6 protein-coding genes are annotated in these 21,025 nt (G+C 64.0%); 4 read left to right on the top strand and 2 right to left on the bottom strand.

The window, feature by feature from the left end; all coding sequences use genetic code 11:
• Positions 1-7 precede the first annotated feature (7 nt).
• Together treS and FHY19_RS14115 are read right to left on the bottom strand one after the other, a co-directional pair.
• A complete protein-coding gene (treS, locus tag FHY19_RS14120) occupies positions 8-3,358 on the bottom strand; it encodes a maltose alpha-D-glucosyltransferase (RefSeq protein WP_259166798.1) in 3,351 nt (1,116 codons plus the stop codon).
• Positions 3,355-6,468: a maltotransferase domain-containing protein gene (locus FHY19_RS14115; RefSeq protein ID WP_259166796.1), complete on the bottom strand. Its 3,114-nt coding sequence runs from the start codon at positions 6,466-6,468 to the stop codon at positions 3,355-3,357. The genes treS and FHY19_RS14115 overlap by 4 nt, the downstream gene beginning before the upstream one ends.
• A 494-nt stretch (positions 6,469-6,962) precedes the next feature.
• Here FHY19_RS14115 and FHY19_RS14110 point away from each other — a divergent pair, with 494 nt between their 5' ends.
• From FHY19_RS14110 to FHY19_RS14095, 4 genes are all read left to right on the top strand, one after another.
• The gene (locus tag FHY19_RS14110; protein ID WP_259166795.1) at positions 6,963-7,121 is read left to right on the top strand and encodes a hypothetical protein; all 159 of its coding nucleotides are present in this window, start codon (positions 6,963-6,965) and stop codon (positions 7,119-7,121) included.
• A gap of 239 nt (positions 7,122-7,360) precedes the next feature.
• Positions 7,361-9,103: a ShlB/FhaC/HecB family hemolysin secretion/activation protein gene (locus tag FHY19_RS14105; RefSeq protein ID WP_259166793.1), complete on the top strand. Its 1,743-nt coding sequence runs from the start codon at positions 7,361-7,363 to the stop codon at positions 9,101-9,103.
• 22 nt (positions 9,104-9,125) lie between these two features.
• Positions 9,126-20,585: a hemagglutinin repeat-containing protein gene (locus FHY19_RS14100; protein WP_259166792.1), complete on the top strand. Its 11,460-nt coding sequence runs from the start codon at positions 9,126-9,128 to the stop codon at positions 20,583-20,585.
• Positions 20,582-20,959 carry a hypothetical protein gene (locus FHY19_RS14095; protein ID WP_259166790.1) on the top strand — a complete coding sequence of 126 codons (378 nt, stop codon included), beginning with the start codon at positions 20,582-20,584 and terminating at the stop codon, positions 20,957-20,959. The genes FHY19_RS14100 and FHY19_RS14095 overlap by 4 nt, the downstream gene beginning before the upstream one ends.
• Positions 20,960-21,025: the final 66 nt, after the last annotated feature.

Raw genomic sequence — 21,025 nt, 5'->3', positions numbered from 1 at the left:
CCACTCATCATGTGTCTCCTGCACCGGCACGTGCGCGTTGCAGGATGCGTCGCAAACCTTCGATCGGCACCATCAACCAGCCCGGGCGATTGGCCGCTTCGTAGCGCACTTCGTAACAGGCCTTCTCCACCAGGAACAGCAAGGTGGCCGCGTTGAACGCCGCCGGCGCAATCCACGGATGGGCGCTGGCGTCGAGCACGGCATGGTAAGCGTCCAGGAAGGCTTGTGTGGAGCGCCGGCGGAACTGCACCAGAAATTCATCCAGATGCGTGTCCACCCCAACGCCCGCGCGTGCGGCGGTACCTTCTTCGCCACGTGCCGACACTTCGCTGGCGTAATCGAGCGAGCGCAGGAAGCCGGCCACATCACGTAGCGGGCTGGCCTTGGCGCGCCGTTCGGACAGCGGCCTGGCCGGCTCGCCTTCGAAATCGATCAGCACCACATCGTCGAAGGCCACCAGGATCTGGCCCAGGTGGAAATCGCCATGCACGCGGGTCAGCAAGGAATCGGCCAGCACGCTCGGCGCCTGGGCGAGCAGGGCATCCAGCTGCGGGCGCTCTGCGAGCACCGCTTCCAGTGCCTCGCGCTCGCCCGGTTCTTCGCTGCCGGACAAGCGCGCGTTGACCATCTCCCACATCTCTTCGACCTGCCGCGCCACACCGGCCACCACATCGTTGGCGGTGGGCAGATCGATCCGCTGCGGCGCAAAGTCCGCATCGTCTGTCTGCCGCGACAGCGCTTCGTGCAATTCCGCCAGGCGCTTGCCGACCACCGCCGCAAACGCGTCATAGCCGGCGATGGCTTCGGCACGCGACTCGTCGGTTTGCGCGGTGGCGTATTCGTCGAAACTGCGCGCCAGATGGTCCAGCGTCCAGCGCCAGGCATCGCCCTGATTGCGGATGAAGCCCTGCAGCAATGCAATCGTGGTCACAGTGCCCTGCCCGTCGACGCGGCTGACGCTGCCCAGCAGCGGCGCCGCATTGGCGTAGCCCAGCTCGGTCAGGCGGCGGCCGATTTCGATCTCCGGGTTCGCACCGATCGCAACATGCCGCAGCAGCTTGAACACCGCCTTGTCGGCGACCACCAGCGAGCTGTTGCTTTGTTCGGCCGACAACCAGCGAATGTCCGGATCGGCCGGGATTTCCAGCCTGGCCAGCGCGGGCGTGGCTTCGAATCGCACCTGGCCTTGCTGCGAGGGATCGTCGCCATCGCAGAAGTCCAGCGTCGCATCGGTCCGCAAGGCGTCGATCACCCCACGTACCATCGGCTTGAGGGCAAACGCGTCGGTGAGATAGCCCACCTCGCGGCCTTGCCGCACGCGCGCCAGGGCCAGCTGCTCGGCCAGGGTGCTGGGCTGGTCGCGCTCCCACACGATGCCGATCGGCAGCATGTACGAGGCGTGGTGGCCGTCTTCCAGCTCCACGTCCAGCTCCAGCAGGCTCATCGGCTCATCGCCCGGCAGCGGTGTGCGGCGCGAAATGCGCACGCTGCGCAGCGCCTGATCCTTGGCCGAGAACCAGCGCCGCGCCGACAGCCACGCCGGCAGGATTTCGCCTTCCAAGGTGGGCAGATGCGGCAGCAATGCATTGCTTTCGTCGGTGTCGCTGCGCAATACCAGCGTGCGGTAATCCGGCAATGGCACCGGGCTAGGCACGTGCCAGTCCGGCAAGGTGCCTTCGCTGACCAGCTGGAACGCGTAGAAACCGAACGGCGGCACCGTGAGCAGGTAGGTCAGCCGGCCGATCGGCGGGAAGCTGCCGCCGCCGATGATGTCCACCGGTACGCGGCCTTCGAACTCGGACAGATCCAGCTCCACCGCCTGCAACGTATGCGACAGGTTGGCCACGCACAGCACGGTTTCGTCCTGATGGCAGCGCAGGTAGGCCAGCATGCGGCGGTTGCCCGGGTACAAAAAGCGCAGCGTGCCGCGACCGAAGGCCCGGTAGCGCTTGCGCACGCTGAGCACGCGGCGGGTCCAGGTCAGTAGCGAATGCTGGTCGCGGATCTGCGCTTCCACATTGACGGCCTGGAAGCCGTACAGCGGGTCCATCACCGGCGGCAACACCAGCTGCGCCGGGTCGGCGCGCGAGAAACCGCCGTTGCGATCGATCGACCACTGCATCGGCGTGCGCACACCGTCGCGATCGCCCAGATGAATGTTGTCGCCCATGCCGATCTCGTCGCCGTAATACAGCACCGGCGTGCCGGGCATGGTCAGCAACAGGGAGGTCATCAATTCGATGCGGCGACGGTCGCGCTCCAGCAGCGGCGCCAGACGGCGACGGATGCCGAGGTTGATGCGGGCGCGGCGATCGGAGGCATAGGTCTGCCACAGATAATCGCGCTCCGAATCGGTGACCATTTCGAGCGTCAACTCATCGTGGTTGCGCAGGAAGATTGCCCACTGGCAGCTCTCCGGAATCTCCGGGGTCTGGCGCATGATGTCGGTGATCGGGAAGCGGTCTTCGCGCGCGATCGCCATGTACATGCGCGGCATCAGCGGAAAGTGGAATGCCATATGGCATTCGTCGGCGTTCTGGCCGAAGTATTGCTGCGTATCTTCCGGCCACATGTTGGCTTCGGCCAGCAGCATGCGGTCCGGGTATTCGGCATCCAGGGTGGCGCGGATCTTGCGCAGGATGGCGTGGGTCTCGGGGAGGTTTTCGTTGGAAGTGCCCGAACGCTCGATCAGGTACGGCACCGCGTCCAGACGCAAGCCATCCACGCCGCGGTCCAGCCAGAAGCGCATCACCTCCAGCACCGCTTCCAGCACCGCGGGGTTGTCGAAGTTCAGGTCCGGCTGATGCGAGTAGAAGCGATGCCAGAAGTACTGCCCGGCCACCGGGTCCCAGGTCCAGTTGGACTTTTCGGTATCGCAAAAGATGATCCGCGTGCCTTCGTATTCCTGGTCGGTATCGGACCATACGTAGAAGTCGCGCTCGGGCGAGCCGGCCGGTGCATTGCGTGCGCGCTGGAACCACGGGTGCTGATCGGAGGTGTGGTTGATCACCAGCTCGGTGACGATGCGGATGCCGCGCGCATGCGCCTGCGCCACCAGCTGCTCGAAATCTTCGATGCTGCCGTAGTCCGGATGCACCGCCATGTATTCGGCGATGTCGTAGCCGTCGTCGCGGCGCGGGCTGGGGTAGAACGGCAGCAACCAGATGGTGTCCACGCCCAGCTCGGCGATGTAGTCCAGCTTGGAGATCAGGCCCGGAAAATCCCCGATGCCATCGTCGTTGGAGTCGAAGAACGACTTGACGTGCACCTGGTAGATGATCGCGTCCTTGTACCAGAGCTGGTCGGCGACCACCGCCGACTGTTCTGCGTCGGCTTGTAAAGCGGGAACTGCATTCATGCGACCTCTCCTGCGCGGATGCGCCATAACGCGAACGGTCGCGTTGCCTCTACACGGATGTGCTGGTATTTGCCTTGCCACTCGAAGCGGTGCCCTTCCCACAGATCTTCCACGGCAACGGTGGCGTGATCGGGCAGGCCCAGCTCCCACAACGGGATTTCGATATCCGCGTCCTGGCCCGCCTGCGGGTCCAGGTTGATCGCCACCAGCACCATGCTGCGGCTGCGAGACAGGTAACCGGCGTCCAGGAACTTGCCGAAGTACAGCACCTGATCGTTGTGCGCCTGATAGAAACGCGTGCCCAGATGCGACTGCAATTCCGGGTGCATGCGCCGCAGCTGGTTGAAGCGGGTGATCTCGTCGACGATGTCGCCGGGCACGCGCTCGGGCCAGGCACGCAGCTGGAACTTCTCCGAGTCCAGATACTCTTCCTTGCCCGGCGCCAGCGGCGTGGCCTCGCATAGCTCGAAGCCCTGGTACATGCCCCACAGCCCCGACAACGTGGTTGCCAGCGCGGTGCGGATCAGGTGCCCGTTGCGCCCGCTGGTCTGCAGGAACAGCGGATTGATGTCCGGTGTATTGACGAAGAAGTGCGGGCGGAAGCACTCGCGTGGCACGCCCTGGTTCAACTCTTCCACATACTCCTGCAGCTCGTGCTTGTGGTTGCGCCAGGTGAAGTAGGTATACGACTGCGAAAAGCCGCACTTGGCCAGCCGGTACATCATCTTCGGCCGGGTGAAGGCCTCCGACAGGAACACCACGTCCGGCCGGCGCCCGCGGACGTCGGCAATCAGCCACTCCCAGAACGGGAACGGCTTGGTATGCGGGTTGTCCACGCGGAACAGGGTGATGCCTTCATTGACCCAGAACAGCACCGCATCGCGCAGCGTGTTCCACAGGTCCGGTACCGCGCCGCTGGCGTAGAAATCGACGTTGACGATGTCCTGGTATTTCTTCGGCGGATTTTCCGCATACGGGATGGAGCCATCCGCACGCCAGGTGAACCAGTCCTTGTGGTCCTTCAACCACGGATGATCCGGCGCGCATTGGATGGCGAAGTCCAGCGCCACTTCCAGCCCATGCGCACGCGCGGCCTGGATCAGGCGACGAAACCCGTCCAGCCCACCGAGCTCGGCATGCACCTCGGTGTGGCCGCCATCGGTGGCACCGATCGCATACGGGCTGCCCGGCTCGCCATCGACCGCGGTGACCGAGTTGTTGCGACCCTTGCGGTTGTTCAACCCGATCGGATGAATCGGTGGCATGTACAGCACATCGAAATTCATCGCGCGGATATGCGCCAGCCGCCCGATCACATCGTCGAAGGTGCCGTGCCGCTGCGGGTCACCGCTTTGCGAGCGCGGAAACAGTTCGTACCAGCTGGCAAAATGCGCCGCGCGCCGCTCGGATTCCACCCGGTAGGTCACCGGTGTCTCGGAGCGGAACGGCTTGTCGTCGGCCAGCGCCATCGCCTGCGCGGTGTCCGGCTCCAGCACGATGGCCAACTGCTGCAACGGCTCGCGCTGCGCACCGATGCGGGTGAGGATGGCCTGCAGGCGCTCGGCCAACGCACCGCTGCTGCGTGCGTGCGCGGCCTGCACCACGGCCACCGCCTCCTGCACGTCTACCGGCAGCACCGTGTTGGCCGCACGCTTCTTTTCCAGATCCGCATGCAGGGTGGCGAATACATCGCGCCAGCCTTCGACACGGAATTCGTAGGTGCCGATGCGCTCGAGCGGAAACTCCGCGCGCCAGCGATCGTTGCCCAGCGCGCGCATTGGCGCAATGGACCAGGTCTTGGCATCGGCCGGCCGCCACAGCACCGCGACTGCGATACGGTCGTGCCCGTCGCAGAAGGCATCGGCTTCCACGCAGATGCGGTCGCCCACGGTGCGCTTAACCGGAAAGCGACCGTTGTCGACCGACGGCGTCACCGACTCGATGCACACCCGTGGCCAGGTGGCCGCGGTCTGCGCACGCGGGCGCATCCGCGGCACCGCCAGCACATGCCGTGCCGGCACGCTGCGATAGACCCGCACTTCGCCGGGTTCCAGTGCGTCGAGCGTTGCGCCGGACAAGGTGCGGCCATCCTCGGCCAGCAGCGCCTCGGCATCGCCCAGCAGTCGCAACAGGTCCGATGCCGGAACCGGCACCACATGCCGGGTGTCGCCATTGATCAATAGCAAGGTGGGCAGACCGCCCAGTGGCTCCACCGCAACGGCGGTCAGGCCGGTGGATTCGCGCAGCAGCGGACGCAGCCGCAGGCCGGCGTGGCTGGTCGGCAGGCCGTCAGACACGCTGATCGGAGGCGGCAAGGTCTCCAGATGCGCTTCGTCGAGCAACCACGCCCCACCCAGGGCACGCGCCAGCTGCCAGTGCTGCTCGGGCGAAGCCGCACGCTTGCCATCGGGCGCATCGAGCACCGCAACGACCTGCGACGCCAACGCACGCAGCGCCGTGTCTTCATCGAAGAACCAGCTGCCGCGCCCGTCCCACCACGCCAGCGACGAAAACGCCGCATCGAAACCGGCACCGGACAACTGCTGCAAGGCGTCCAGGCCCAGGCCAGGGGTCCACGCTGCAAACACCACCTCCGGTGCCTGCGCATGCACACGTGCGATCAGCTCGCGCCAGCGCTGTGCCGGCACCTGATGCGGCTGCAGCAGCCGAAAGCCGCCCACGCCCTGCCCCACCCACTCCAGCAGGCGCGCGCTCCACCATTCCACCAACGCCGCACCTTCCTGCGCGTAGGCAAAGCGCGCCTCGGCGACCTCCGGCGTGGCACGCGGCTGGCGTGGGTCAGGTACTGCCGTGCTGCGCGCACGAAACCACTGCGGGTTATCGCGCACCACCGCGCTGGCGCCGCCGATTTCATCCAGGCGCACATCGATCAGCAACGTCACACCCGCACGATGCGCTGCCTGCGCCGTCTCGCGCAGACGGCCGTCTTGTGCGTCCGCACCGGCCGCCGGTTCGATCAAGCGCCCCTGCGCATCGCGCGCGAACGGCGCCGCCATCACCACGTAATCGCAGCCCGCCTCGCGGGCCGCACCACAGCGCTGCTCCAGCCCGACAGACGAAGACGCATCGTTGAGAACACAGATCCGCATGGCGCCCCCTCAGCAGACAGCGGCGCGCGAACGCACCGTGACGATGGAAGCCATGCCGCACGCGCCGTGCCGCCGCGTTGCAGCGCCGTACCGATGTAGCGCCGATCCAATATCCGCCTGGATCACGCCGAGCCGCCTCGACCCCTGTCGGATCGACGCCCGACCGACCCTGCTACCTGTGACTGCACTCATGCGCAACTCCGCAACGATTCTTGACCCATGCAGTCAAGCACCTTGGTTGCGAATACCGTGTGTCGGTGGAGTTGACGAAAATCAAACAAGCGCAGCGGTGAAGCAAGGCGGGCGCAAGAGCGAGCAGTGGCTGAGGTCGGGTAAGTCACAGAACGTGGCGCAAGACATGTCTTGGGACATACCTGTTGTGTCATGTGCACGACACCATCAACCCAGCGTTTGAACCACGTCGATGCCTTGCGGGTGTCGCCCTGGCCTTGCCGCAGACCCTGGCCGGATATTCAAAGCGGTGGAGTGCCATCATGGCAGACGTGATCCGGCCCGATCACGTCAAACGCAGCGCAGATCAACAAACACTCCGGGCAGCGCAGCCAGAATTTCAAGCGATTCAATCCGGACGTCAAATGACCGCTGGCGTGCAGAAGGCAAAACAGCTGGACCCAGCGGCTTTATTTGAATAACCGCCTTCCATAGCTTAATCAAATGGATCCTCAAACCAGTATTTCTGGAAAACAAGGATCCACCGTAACGAGGCTATATCTTTCATTTCGACAGATTAATTAATCGTGCTCGTATAACGCCCGGCGATAGAAGGTCAGGATTTTTCCTACAGGCAAGCTCTTCCGCCTGCATTAAAATATCGTTAGGGGCGACGCGAAAGCGTCGGTAGGTCGTTATCGAGTCGGGCGGTTATCTGCACATGGATTCAGGCACAAAAGGAAGGGCACGCATGCGTGCCACGTGGTGCATTGCGCTTTTTGCGGGCACGGCAGCCCAGGTTTCTGCGCAACAGATCGCCGATCCCGCCGCGCAGGAGTTGTTGCGACAGCAGGAGCGCGAGCGTGTGCTCCGCGAGCAGCAGGAGGCGCGGCCGGATGTGCGCCTGGAACGTACCCCGGACGATGGTGTGGAACGGCTTCCCACCCATGAGTCGCCATGCTTCCGGATCGGGCGCATCGTGCTCGATGGGCAGGATGCGGATGAATTTCGTTGGTCGCTGAAAGCCGCCGATCCCCGGCAAGATCCCGCCACAGGCCGCTGCCTGGGCACCGATGGCATCAACCTGGTGATGAAACGCGTGCAGAACGCGGTCATCGCACGCGGCTATGTGACCACGCGTGTGCTTGCCGCGCCGCAGGATCTCACCGGCGGCACCCTGACGTTGTCGCTGGTCCCCGGACGCGTGCATTCCGCTCGCTTCAGCGACCCGGCGTCCGCACGCGCCGCGATCGCCAATGCCGTGCCTGCACGCAGTGGCGATCTGTTGAACCTGCGCGACATCGAGCAGGGCCTGGAGAACTTCCAGCGTGTGCCGACGGTGGTCGCCGACATTCAGATCGCCCCTGCCCAGGGCCAGGGAACCGGCCCTGGAGAGAGCGATCTGGCCATCTCATGGCAACAGCGGTCACGTGTACGCGCCAACCTGAGCCTGGACGATGCCGGTAGCGATGCCACCGGCAAACTGCAGGCCAACGGTACGCTGTCGCTCGACAATCCGCTGGGCCTCAACGAGTTGTTCTACGTCAGCCTCGGCAAGGGCGTGTTCAACGGTGCCGGCAAGGACACCGATAGCTGGACGGTGCATTACGACGTGCCCTACGACTACTGGCTGTTCGGCGTCACCGCCAGCGCATACGACTACAGCCAGGCGGTGGCCGGCGCGATCGAGACCTACGATTACAGCGGGCGCAGTCGCAATGCCGAAGCGCGCATCGATCGCCTGCTGTTTCGCAATGCCACGATCAAGGTCGGGGCATATGGGCGCGGCTGGTGGCGGCAGTCCACCAGCGCCATCGACGATACCGAGATCGAAGTGCAGCGGCGGCGCACCGCCGGCTGGGAGTTGGGCCTGAATCATCGCCAGTTCCTCGGCAAGGTCACCCTGGACGCGAGCGTCGCCTATCGGCGCGGTACCGGTGCGTTCGATGCATTGCGCGCGCCGGAAGAACTCGCCAACGCCTTCGATCCTTCGATTCCGCTCGAAGGCACCTCGCGCCTGAAACTCATCGTCGCCGATGCCCAGCTGGCGGTGCCGTTCCAGCTTGGTTCGCAACGCCTGCGCTACAGCGCCTCCTGGCGCGCGCAGTGGAACCGCACCCCACTGGCACCGCAGGACCGTTTTGCGATCGGTGGGCGCTTTACCGTGCGCGGGTTCGATGGCGAGTTGACGCTCAGCGGCGACCGTGGCTGGTCGCTGCGCAATGACCTCAGCCTGGCGCTCGGCGGCGGGCTCGAAGCGTATCTGGGCGCCGATTACGGGCACATCGGTGGGCAGTCCGCGCGCTTTCAGAGCGGCGACCATCTGGCCGGCATGAGCCTGGGCCTGCGCGGCGGTTGGCAGCACGTGTCGCTGGACGGCTTTGTCGGTTCTGCAGTGGAAAAGCCCGCGAACTTCCCGACCGACTACACCACCTTCGGTTTCAGCCTGTCCTGGCGCTACTGAACATTCCACAAGGATTAGTGACATGAATCGCATCTATCGCCTGGTCTTCAACCGTGCCCTGCGCGTGTGGCAAGTGGCATCGGAATTGGTACGTGCCCCCGGTGGCAGCAAGGGTGCCGCTACCGCGCGTGTGCACAGGCGCACGATGGAGCCGCTGCAATTTGCGCTGTTATGCGCCCTTGGCCTGGTGAGTGTGGTCGACATCGCTCAGGCGCAGTCGGCTGGCCGTATCGTGGCCGATCCCGCTGCGCCAGGCGGCGAACGCCCGACGGTGCTGACCGCTCCCAATGGCGTGCCGATGGTCAACATCACCACGCCGTCGGCAGCGGGCGTCTCGCGTAACCGCTACTCGCAGTTCGACGTCGGCCGCGAAGGCGCCATCCTCAACAATGCGCGCGGGCAAACCCAGACCCAGTTAGGCGGCTGGGTGCAGGGCAATCCGTGGCTTGCCACCGGCAGCGCCAGGGTGATTCTCAATGAGGTCAACGGGCCAGCGAGCCGGCTCAACGGATACGTGGAAGTCGCCGGACCCCGTGCGGAGGTGATCATTGCCAATCCGTCCGGCATCCAGGTCGACGGCGGCGGGTTCCTCAACGCCAGCCGGGTGACGCTGACCACCGGCACGCCCATCCTCTCCGGCGGGGCGCTGGAAGGCTACCGCGTGACCGGCGGCGCCATCCAGGTAGGCGGCGCCGGCCTGGATACCAGCGGCGCGGATTACACCGATCTGATCACCCGCTCGTTGCAGGTCAATGCGGGCATCTGGGCCAATCAGTTGCAGGCCAGCCTGGGCAACAACGTGGTCAGCGCCGATCAAACGCGTGTCGCGCCACAAGCCGCTACCGGTCAGGCACCCACCTTCGCACTGGACGTCGGCGCGCTGGGCGGCATGTTTGCCAACAAGATCTGGCTGGTTGGCAACGAACAGGGGGTCGGTGTGCGCAATGCCGGCAACATCGGCGCACAGGCCGGCGAACTGGTTGTCACGGTGGACGGCCGGCTGGAAAACACCGGTGCATTGCAATCGCGCCAGGACACCCGTATCACCGCCACGGGCGGTATCGCCAATGCAGGCACGTTGAGCGCCACGCGCGAATTGCGCGCCTCTACAGCGGCCGATCTGGACAACAGCGGCGGCGTACTCAATGCGCAACGGCTGCAGATCGATGCAGCTGCATTACGCAACCAGAACGGCACGATCGAGCAGACCGGCGTGCAGGCACTGGCGTTGAATGCCGGTAGTGTGCGTAACCGTGCCGATGGCAGCATCGGTGCAATCGCCGCGGTCGCGCCAAGCGACGGCGCAACGCCCGGCAACGGCAACGGCGGCAACGGCAATCAGAACACCGGCGGCATTGATGGTGGAAGCGGCGGCACGACGCCTCCCGTCAGCGGGCCGGCACCCGGCGTCGCGCCGCTTGCCGCAGGCGCAGTGACTATCTCCGGCGTGATGGACAACGATGGCGGCCGCATCAACGGCGGCGGCACAGTGTCGCTGTCGGTTGCAAATGGGCTGGACAACAGCGGCGGGCGGCTGGGCGTGTCCGCACTCACTGCGCGCGGCGATCTGGGCAACCGCGCCGGCACGCTCGCCGTCTACGGTGATGCCGACCTGCAGCTTGGCGCGTTGGCCAATGACCAGGGTCGCTTCACGGTGGCCAATACGCTCGGCCTGGATGCACAGTCGTTGAGCAACCGCGGCGGTGAGCTGCGCCATGCCGGTAGTGGGGCGGCCGCCTGGCAGGTGCGGGGGCTTCTGGATAACCAGGGCGGCGTGCTCTCCAGCAATGCCGCAGCGCTGCAACTCAGCGCGCAAGCAGTGGTCAATGCGCAGGGCCGCATCGAACATGCCGGGACGCAAGGTCTGACGTTGTCGGCGCAGGACTGGTCCGGTGCCGGCGGCAGCATCGCTACACCGGGTGCGCTCACCTGGCGCGCAGGTGCAGTGGATCATCGCAATGCCACGGTGAGTACCACACAGCTGGACTTGCAAGCGACCAGCATCGATAACCGCGGCGGCGCGCTGCTCTCGACCGGCAACCAGCAGGCGGCCTTACAGGTGCGCGACCGCCTCGACAACGGCGATGGCGGCACCATCGCCGGCAATGGCGATCTACGCATTCGCGCTGGCACGGTGGGCAATGCGGGCGGCCAGATTCAACAGGCCGGCAATGGCATGCTGGCCATCGATGCCACTGCACTGGAGGGTCGCGCAGGACGCCTGATCAGCAATGGTGCGCTGGCAATCAATGGTGGGCGCATCGATCTTGCACAGGGCATCACGTCCGCCCAGCAGATTGGCATCGATGCGGATGCGCTCAGTACCGCGGGCGGTCGTGTGACATCGCTGGGCGATCAAGCGCTACGGCTCACCGTGCGCGATGGCCTGGACAACCGCGATGGCAATCTCGCCAGCAATGCAGGCATTACGATCGCCGCAGGCGCTGTCGATAACCAGCGTGGCGCGCTCCTGGCGGCGGGCAGCGAAGCCGTCACGCTGGTGGTGGGGGGCGCATTGGACAACAGCGCCGGAACCATTTCCGGCAATGGCGCGGTGCAGCTGCAAGCCGGCAGCGTGATCAATCGCGGCGGCACGGTCGTTGCAGCCAATGGCGCTGCATTGCAGGTCAATGCAAGCAACCTGCTGGACAACAGCCAGGGTGGCCGCCTTGCGGCCAGCGGCGATCTCATCGCGCGCGCGTCCATGTTGGATAACCGTGCCGGCGCGATCGAACATGCCGGTACCGGCACCTTGAACGTTGAGGCCAACGCACTCCAGGGCGCAGGCGGCAAATTGCTCAGCCTGGGGGCCCTGCAGCTGGGTGGCGGCGACATCGATCTGGGCGCCGGCAGCACCACCCAGGCCGAGCGCATCGTCGTCGATGCCGGCAGCCTCAGCACCGCAGGCGGCCAGCTGAGTGCGACCGGTACCGATGCGTTGCGCCTGACCCTCACCGGTGCGCTCAACAACGATGGCGGCACGATCGCCGGCAACGGCGCGTTCGCCGTGCAGGCCGCGGCCCTGTCCAACCGCGGCGGAAGCCTGGTCGCTGCTGGCAGCGCCAGCGGCCGTCTCGACATCAGCGGGCAACTGGACAACGCGAACGGCCGCATTGCCAGCAACGGCAATGCTCTGCACATTGGCGCAAATCAGCTGATCAATCAGGACGGAACGCTCAGCCACTCCGGCAGCGGCGGCCTGGAGATCGCCGCCACACGGCTGGACGGCAGCAAGGGCACCATCGTGACCGGCGGCGCGTTGTCGGTGGCGGCAACCGCGATCGATCACCGTGACGCAACCATCGGCGCAGACAGCGTGCAGCTGCAGGCGCAGACCCTGGACAACCGCGGCGGACGCATTGTCGCCAGTGGCAGCACTGCGAGCGCCCTCCACGCCGATACATTGAACAATGCCGGCGGCACCGTTGCAGGCAATGGCGATTTGTCGCTCACCAGCGATCTGCTGGACAACACACAAGGCACGATCCAGCACGCAGGCAGCGGCCAGCTGCAGATCGACGCACAGACACTTGCCGGTAACGCCGGCAAGCTGATCAGCAACGGCACCTTGCACGTGACCGGCCAGAGCACCGATCTACGCAATGCCACCACCTCTGCCCGCACCATTGCGGTGGACACCGGCAACCTCACCACCGCAGGCGGCCAACTGTCGGCAAGCGGTGACCAACAGCTGCGGCTGAGCATTGGCAACACGCTGGACAACACCGGCGGCACGATCGGCGGCAACGGCGTGCTGGCGCTTGGTGCACAGACGCTCATCAATACCCAAGGGACGCTGCAGGCCGCAGCTACGGGGCAGTCCACGCTGAGCATTGCCCAGGCCTTGCACAACCAGCGGGGCAAGATCCTGCTGGCCGGTGACGGGCACGTCACCGCTGCAAGCATCGACAACCAGGCCGGTACCTTGCACGCGGCCGGCGGCATGTTGCAGGTGGACGTGGATGGACTGCTCGACAATCGCGCACAGGGCGTGGTGTCCAGTGCAGCCCAACTCGTTCTGGAAGCCGCCACCCTCGACAACGCGGCCGGCAACGTCATCGCCGGCACCGACCTCACGCTCGTTACCGCTAACGCCATCGACAACAACGGCGGAGCCATCCAGGCGACCAACGCACTGCGCCTGGAATCGGCCGGTCTTTCCAACCGCGCAGGCAACATCATTGGCGGCAGCGCGCTGGTCGACACGCGGGCGCAACTGCTGGACAACGCCGGCGGCACCATCGGCAGCCAGATCGGCACGCTGGATATCCGCAGCGGCGCGCTCAACAACGCCGGGGGTCGCCTGCAGTCGCAGGCAACCTTGTTGCTGCAGACCAATGGCCAAACGATTACCAATACCGGCTCCGGCGCCAATGGCGGCATTCTCGCCAGCGGCCGCCTGCAAGTGGATGGCGGTGCATTGGATAACCGCGGTGGCGCGGTGTTTGCGCAAGGCGATGCGCGCCTGAGGGTGACCAGCGTCGACAACAGCGCCGCCGGCGCCTTGAGCGCCGCGGGCAATTTCGCGCTCACCGGCACCACCATGAATAATGTCGGTGGCCGACTGCAGGCCGGGCAGAACGTCGACCTTGGCTTGAACGGTGCGCTCGACAACCAATCGGGCCTGGTCGCTGCAGGCAGCGTGCTGACCTTGAATGCGTCGACCGTGGATAACCGCAATACGCGCAGCAGCGGTGCACTGGGTCTGCAAGCCGGCCAGTTGCAGCTGCAGGCGCAATCGCTGGACAACCGGCAAGGGCAGGTCATCACCGACGCGGCAGGCAACCTGCAACTGGCGTCATCGCTCAACAATGCAGGCGGCCAGATTTCCTCTGGCGGCAGTCTGGACATGCGGGCCGATGCCGTCGCCAACAGCGCCGGCCTGCTGCGGTCGGATGGCAACCAAAGCGTGACTGCACGCAACCTCAGCGGCGACGGGCAACTGCAGTCGCAGAGCAATCTCACCCTCAGCCTGCGTGAGGGGTTGACCAATACGGGGGAGATGGTCGCCAACGGCACCCTGACCATTCAGACCGAAGGCGACCTTTCCAACCAGGGCACCCTGCGCGCCGGCAACCTGGACCTGACCGCGCGCAATCTCGACAACGCCGTCAACGGGGAAATCAGTAGCCAGGGCATCACGCACATCAAGACCGGCGGCCAGCTGGTCAACCGTGGGCTGATCGACGGTGCGGTGACCCACCTGGAGGCAGCCACGCTGGACAACGTCGGCACCGGACGCGTCTATGGCGACCACGTCGCGATCGCCGCAGGTACCTTGCAAAACCGTGCCGAGACCATTGCCGGTGTCACCCGTGTGGCCACCGTGGCCGCACGCGAGCGCCTGGACCTGGGTGTCGGTCAACTGACCAATACCGATCGCGGCCTGATCTACAGCGATGGCAATGCCGCCATCGGCGGCGCGCTGGATGGCAATCGCCTCGCCACCGGCACCGCACGTCGGGTCGACAATCTCGGCTCCACCATCGAGGTGGCCGGCGATCTCGATCTGCAAGCCACCACCATCAACAACATCCGCCAGAATGTGGTGGTCACCCAGACCACCACCACGCTGGCCCCGGTGCGCCTGGATCAGCCGACCTGGCGCAACAATGGCGAGAACGACACCTCCAACATCCGCTCGACGAGCAACTATGCCGCGTCCGAGGTGTACTACCTCAACCCGCAAGACATCCTGGAAGACACCCCCTACATCACCCCGGATGGCTATCAGGTGCGCCGCGCGGTCATCCGCGTCACGCCGCAGACCAGCGCCTACTTCTTCGCGCGCGGCGGCATGTATCAGGCCACCGGCGAGCGATCGCGCATGGATCCTCAATCGGGCACGCTGACCATTTATTACACTGGCAGGCAGGACAATCAGGTCAATCCGGACCAGGTGTCAGCGGGCGCGGACGACCCCTTCCGCGAGCTGTCGCAGATTCAGCCCGGCTCACCGGCATTCCGCTACAACAGCGATACCTTGCGCTATTCAAACGCCTACGGCACCTGCACCACCAATTGCGTGCAGCTGTGGGCACAGTTCGCCTACACCGATCCCGACCACATCCTGATGAACCCCCAGGGCACCGGCGGCGGCAGGCTCAGCGACAACGAGCGTTATCGCATGGCGACGCGCACGGTGGTCGAAGACGTGCTGCAACCCGGCGCGGGGCCAGAAGCGGTCATCCATGCCGGCGGCACGATGCGCATCGGTACCGATAGCTTGCGTAATGAATACGCCCGCATTGCCGCAGGCGGCGATCTGTCGATCGCCGGGCTCACTCAGAACGCCGACGTGACCAACCTGGCCTACACGCTGTTCCGCACCCACAGCTTCAGCAACGTCACCACTGCGTACAACGGCACGACCCGCAGCTGGAGCAATCCAGCGATCTCCGAACAGATCGGTCAGATCGGCAGTGCCATCACCAGCGGCGGCACGCTGAGCATCGATGTCGGCGACCTGAGCAACCTCAATCAGGGGCGCGACGCACCCAACGTGCGCGATGGCGCCGCGGTGGCCAACCTCAACATCCGTGGGTCGCAGGCAGCGCCGACCGGCACCGGCATGGGTGGCATTGCTGGCCCGGGGGGCGTGGCCACCAATGCCGCCGACCGTGCGCTGGCTGCGGCAACGCAGGCCGCAGGACAAAGTGGTGCCGGCAGCGTCGGTGGCGTAGGGAGCAGCGGCCCGGTGACGGGCGCACGCGTAGTCGATGCCGCCGGCGGCTCGCCAGACCGCATCGCCATGGGCACGCCCGATACACGCGCCCCGACCGGTAGCCTGTTCACGCTCAGGCCCGCCAGCGGCACCTACCTGGTCGAGACCGACCCGCAGTTCACCGACTACCGCAGCTGGCTCGGATCGGACTATCTGCTCAACCAGATGGGCTACTCCGCAGACAGCCTGCAAAAACGTCTGGGCGATGGCTACTACGAGCAGAAGCTGGTGCGCGAGCAGATCGGCCAGCTCACCGGCCGGCGTTTTCTCGACGGCTACAAGAGCGACGAAGCCCAGTACCAGGCATTGCTGGATGCCGGCGCCACCGTCGGCAAGGCCTGGAACCTGCGTCCAGGTGTTGCGCTGACCGATGCGCAGATGGCCCAGCTCACCAGCGACATCGTCTGGCTGGTGGAGCAGACGGTCACCCTGCCCGACGGCAGCACCACCACTGCGCTGGTGCCGCAGGTGTATCTGCGGTTGCGTCCCGGCGATCTGGACAGTGGCGGCGCGCTGCTGGCCGGCGCCAACGTCGACATCGCGCTGGCCGGCGGCCTGAAGAACACCGGCACCATCGCCGGGCGCCAGCTGGTGTCCATCGATGCCGGGCGCATCGAGCACCTGGGCGGCAGCATCAGCGGCAACCAGGTGGGGCTGCGCTCGGCCAGCGACATCCGCATCGAAGGCGCCAGCGTCACTGCCGTGGATGCGCTGAGCGTGCAGGCGGTCGGCGATGTCACGGTGGCCTCCACCGTGGAAACCCTGCAAGGCGGCGGCTTCCACCAGTACAGCACCACCCAACTCGAACGCGTGGCTGGTCTGTACGTCACCGGCGCCAATGGCAGCGGTGTGCTGTCGGTGGTAGCTGGCCGCGACGTCAACCTGCAGGCTGCGCAGATACGCAACGCCGGCACCGATGGCCTCACCCAACTGGTGGCAGGCAACAACCTCAACGTCGGCACCCAAACGCTCTCGCGCAGCACCGACACCACCGCCAACGACCGCAATTTCCAGCGCAGCAGCGAGACTACCCACGCCGGCACGACCATCCAGGGCGCAGGCGACGTGGTGCTGGCAGCGGGCAACGATCTGAATCTAACCGCGGCGCAGGTGGGCGCAGGCAAGGCCATGGCCTTGCAGGCCGGGCGCGACATCAACAGCGTCGCGGCCGTGGACAGCAGCTCGCAGGAGCGCAGTACCGTCACCAAGAGCAATTCGCTGGCGACATCGAGCTACGACGAGAGCGTACGCGGCACCCAGCTCGGTGCCGGCGACAACATCGTCATGCAGGCCGGCCGCGACCTCACCCTGGCCTCGACCGCGGTCGCCAGCCAGACCGGCGGCATCGCGCTGGCGGCAGGCAACGACATCAAGCTGCTGGCCACGCAGGAGCAGCATGACGCGGTGGTGGATAAGGAAATCCGCAAGAAGGAAGCATTATCCGGCAAGACCGTCACCACCCACGACGAAACCCACGATAGCCTGGCAGTCACCAGTTCGCTCAGTGGCGAGAGCGTGCGTATCGCCGCCGGCAACGACCTGCTCTCCCAAGGCACGCAGATTGTCGGCACCGGTGATGTCGTGCTGGCAGCGGGCAACAACCTGACCCTTGAGACAGCGCAGAGCACGCACAGCGAGGCGCACGACAAGAAGACGGTCAAGACCGGGCTGTTCGGCAGCGGCGGCATCGGTTTCACCATCGGCAAGCAGACGGTCAAGACCGAGGCCGACATCGCCGATGTCAGCCACACCGGCACCACCGTTGGCAGCCTGGAGGGCAATGTCACCCTGGTCGCCGGCAACAAACTGGCGATCACCGGCAGCGACGTGATGGCATTGCAGGGCGACATCACCGCCAAGGCCAAGGACATCGCGATCACCGAAGTGCATGACACCTCGAGCAGCGAGCAGCGGACCGAATTCAAGCAAGGCGGCTTGTCGGTGACGTTGAGCGCGGCCGCGCTCAATCTGGCCCAGGCGGCAATGAGCAGTGCCGATGCCGGCAAGAAGGCCGAAGGCGACTCGCGCATGCAGGCCCTGGCCGGTGCGTCTGCCGCTTACAGCGCCTACGGTGCAGGCCAAGCCGCCAGTAGCGTCATGAACGCAGACACCGCCAAGGGTGCGGCACAAGCGGCCAATGTGAGCATCTCGGTCACCGTGGGTGGCAGCCAGAGCGAGAGCGAGACCAAGCAGCGCAGCTCCACCTCCAAGGGCTCCACCCTGCAGGCAGGCGGCAACGTCAACCTGATCGCTACCGGCGGCGGCGAAGACAGCAACATCCTGGTGCGCGGCAGCGACATCAAGGCTGGCAACAACCTGCTGTTGGCGGCCGACAACAACATCACCCTGGAGGCTGCGCAGGACACCTTCGAGCAGCACAGCACCAGCAAGAGCAAGAGTGCAGCGATCGGCGTAGCGATCACTTACGGTGCAGACGGCTTCGCCGCCGGTGTTACCGCCAGCGCCAGCGGCTCGCGCGGCAAGGCAGATGGCATGGACGTCACCCAGCGCAACAGCCACCTGTCGGCCGGCAATACCGCCACCCTCATCAGCGGCAACGACACCAACCTGAAAGGCGCGGTGCTCTCGGCCAACACCGTACTGGCTGACATTGGCGGCGACCTCAACATCGAGAGCGTGCAGGACACCAGCACCTACGCCAGCAAGGACAAGGCGGTGGGCGGCAGCGTGACCTTCGGGGTGGGCTTCAGTGCCAGCGCCAGCTACAGCAGCAACAAGGTCAACGGCGACTTCGCCAGCGTCACCGAGCAAAGCGGCATCCAGGCCGGCGATGGCGGCTTCAACATCCGCGTGGGCGGCAACACCGACCTGAAGGGCGGCGTGATCGCCAGCACCCAGGCGGCGGTGGATGCCGGCGCCAATCGCCTGCAGACCGGTACGCTGACGGTGAGCGACATCACCAACAGCAGCAGCTATGAAGCCAAAGGCATCAGCCTCTCGGGTGGTTACGCCGCCGGCGGTAGCAAGGATGGCGCAAAGACCGAGACCCAGACGCCGCCGACGACCAACAACGGCAGCAACTGGTCCTGGCAAAACCAAGGTAGCGGTGCGCAAGGCGCAAGCGCCGGCTACGCCAGCAAGAGCGGCAGCGAGACTTCGCTGACTACCAGCGGCATCAGCGGCGGCACGCTGGTCATCACCGACCAGGCCGGACAACAGGCCAAGACCGGGCAAAGCGTCGGCGACGTGCTGGCATCGCTCAACCGCGACGTGCTCACCGGCGACAGCGCCAACGGCCTGGTGAAAGGCTGGGACGGGCAGAAGTTGCAGCAGCAGGTCAGTGCCGGGGCCGAGATCACGGCGACGTTTGGGCAGCAGGCCTCAAGGGAAGTCGGCAAGTACGCGACCAACAAAGCAGCTGAATTGCGCTTACAAGGCAAGGAAGAGGAAGCAGCCAAGTGGGATGAAGGCGGTGAGTATCGCGTGGCCGCGCACACCGCGATGGGACTGCTAGGCGGTGGAACACAAGGTGCGCTTGGATCTGCCACGGCCGCCACGGCAGCGCCGATGCTCAACGAGCTGACCAAAAACCTGCCTGATGGCGTCCGAGAAGCGGTGGGTGCGGGCATCGCGGCTGGGCTAGGCGCTGCGGTGGGCGGCTCTGCCGGCGCAGCGACGGCGTTCAATGAGGACGCAAATAATCGTCTGCTGCACCCGAAAGAAGCGGATTCAATTAATAAGTTCTCAGAAGCGTTTGCCCGTTATTTAAATGACGGAGAGGAACCCTCGCCGGATCAGATTGAGGAAGCGAAGCGACGTCTGACAGAGCGCGCGCTTTATCAGATCGACAGCGCATTCTCAAACAATTCGTCGGCTAAGAATGATTCCAAGGCTGCAGGTTTTCTCAAGGGTCTTTCTGAACACTTCGGGCCAACCGTTGGCGATATCGGAGGTGGCGTCCTTTTTGATGCGCGCGGTACAGATACATATGCAAACCACATTACCAATAGCGAGTATATTCTCGGAAATTTTTCCACCTACAACAGCATCAACTCAAATAATATCAAGGGGTTCGCACCGGACTACTCAGGTGCGTATCTAGCTTACGCTGTGGCTGCAACTGATCGCGCATGGGGTCAGAATGGCACAACGATTGAACAGGCGATACAGTTCGTCAAGCAAGGAAACGTCTTAAAGCAGTTTGCGAGCAACGGAAAAGAAGCAACAATGATCGGGGCCGTAAACCAAGACCTTTTTTCCAGCTTGGAACATGGTGGTAAACTAGACTATCTGAGAGGAACGGATTGGTCTGACAACTGGGTAATCAGGCAACTAATAGCTGATAGTATTGAAGGTCCCATCGGGCTTGGAGAGAGTGGCGGAATTATTAGCAGCCGACCTGGTAAAGGCATCGACAGTCCTGAGGTTAGAACAAGTAGCACTCTACATTCAGTCGATACGGTTCCTGAAAATCGCAACTTTGCTACACAGGAAAAATTAAATGATCATTTTGAACGACATGGAAAAGAGTTTGGATCAGAGTCAGCGGATGATTACCTCCAGGCAGGAAAAGACATAATCAATAATGGCGATAAAGTAAAGTATCCCTACAAAGGCGAGGTGAGAACAGGATACGTTATGTTTATGGGCAACACATCTAAGGGCAAGGCAAAGTTTGGCTTTGTCGGGACGAATTCCAATGGTGAAATAACAACCATTCACGTCGAAAGTGGGAATAGCTTATGGAGGATGCTGAATGGAGATAATTCCAATAAGACAGTGAGGCCAAGAAAATGATTAAGCAGGTAACTATTATCGGCATGAGTGAAAATATTGAAGAAGAGTTGACGGTTAGCATAGATGGTCAACAACTTACATGCTTTGCCAGTTACCTCCCATATGCCATCGAGGTAGGAAAGACTTACGAAGCTGAAGTAATTGCGATGGTTTTTGAAGACTATTTTGTTGAGAAATCTGGAGAAGCGATTCCATCAATTAAATCTTGCGGAGATGACTATTCTTATATAGTCACTGGAACTCTACGGGGAAGCTGCGTAGATTGTGGTGAATTAGTTTTTTGTGACGACGCGCTCATAGAAGATTTTGGATTTCTTGATGGAAATATAGTAAATTGGAGAATAGATAGATTGGATTTATCATTCATTCAGTGAACCATTTGAACTGATGGCCACTGGCGAAGACAGCAACATGCTGGCAAAGCGGCATCCAGGCCGGCG

Origin of the sequence: Xanthomonas sp. 4461, from assembly GCF_024806475.1 — a bacterium.
GTDB classification, from domain to species: Bacteria; Pseudomonadota; Gammaproteobacteria; order Xanthomonadales; family Xanthomonadaceae; genus Xanthomonas; species Xanthomonas arboricola_F.
This window is presented reverse-complemented; position numbering and strand designations above follow the sequence as displayed.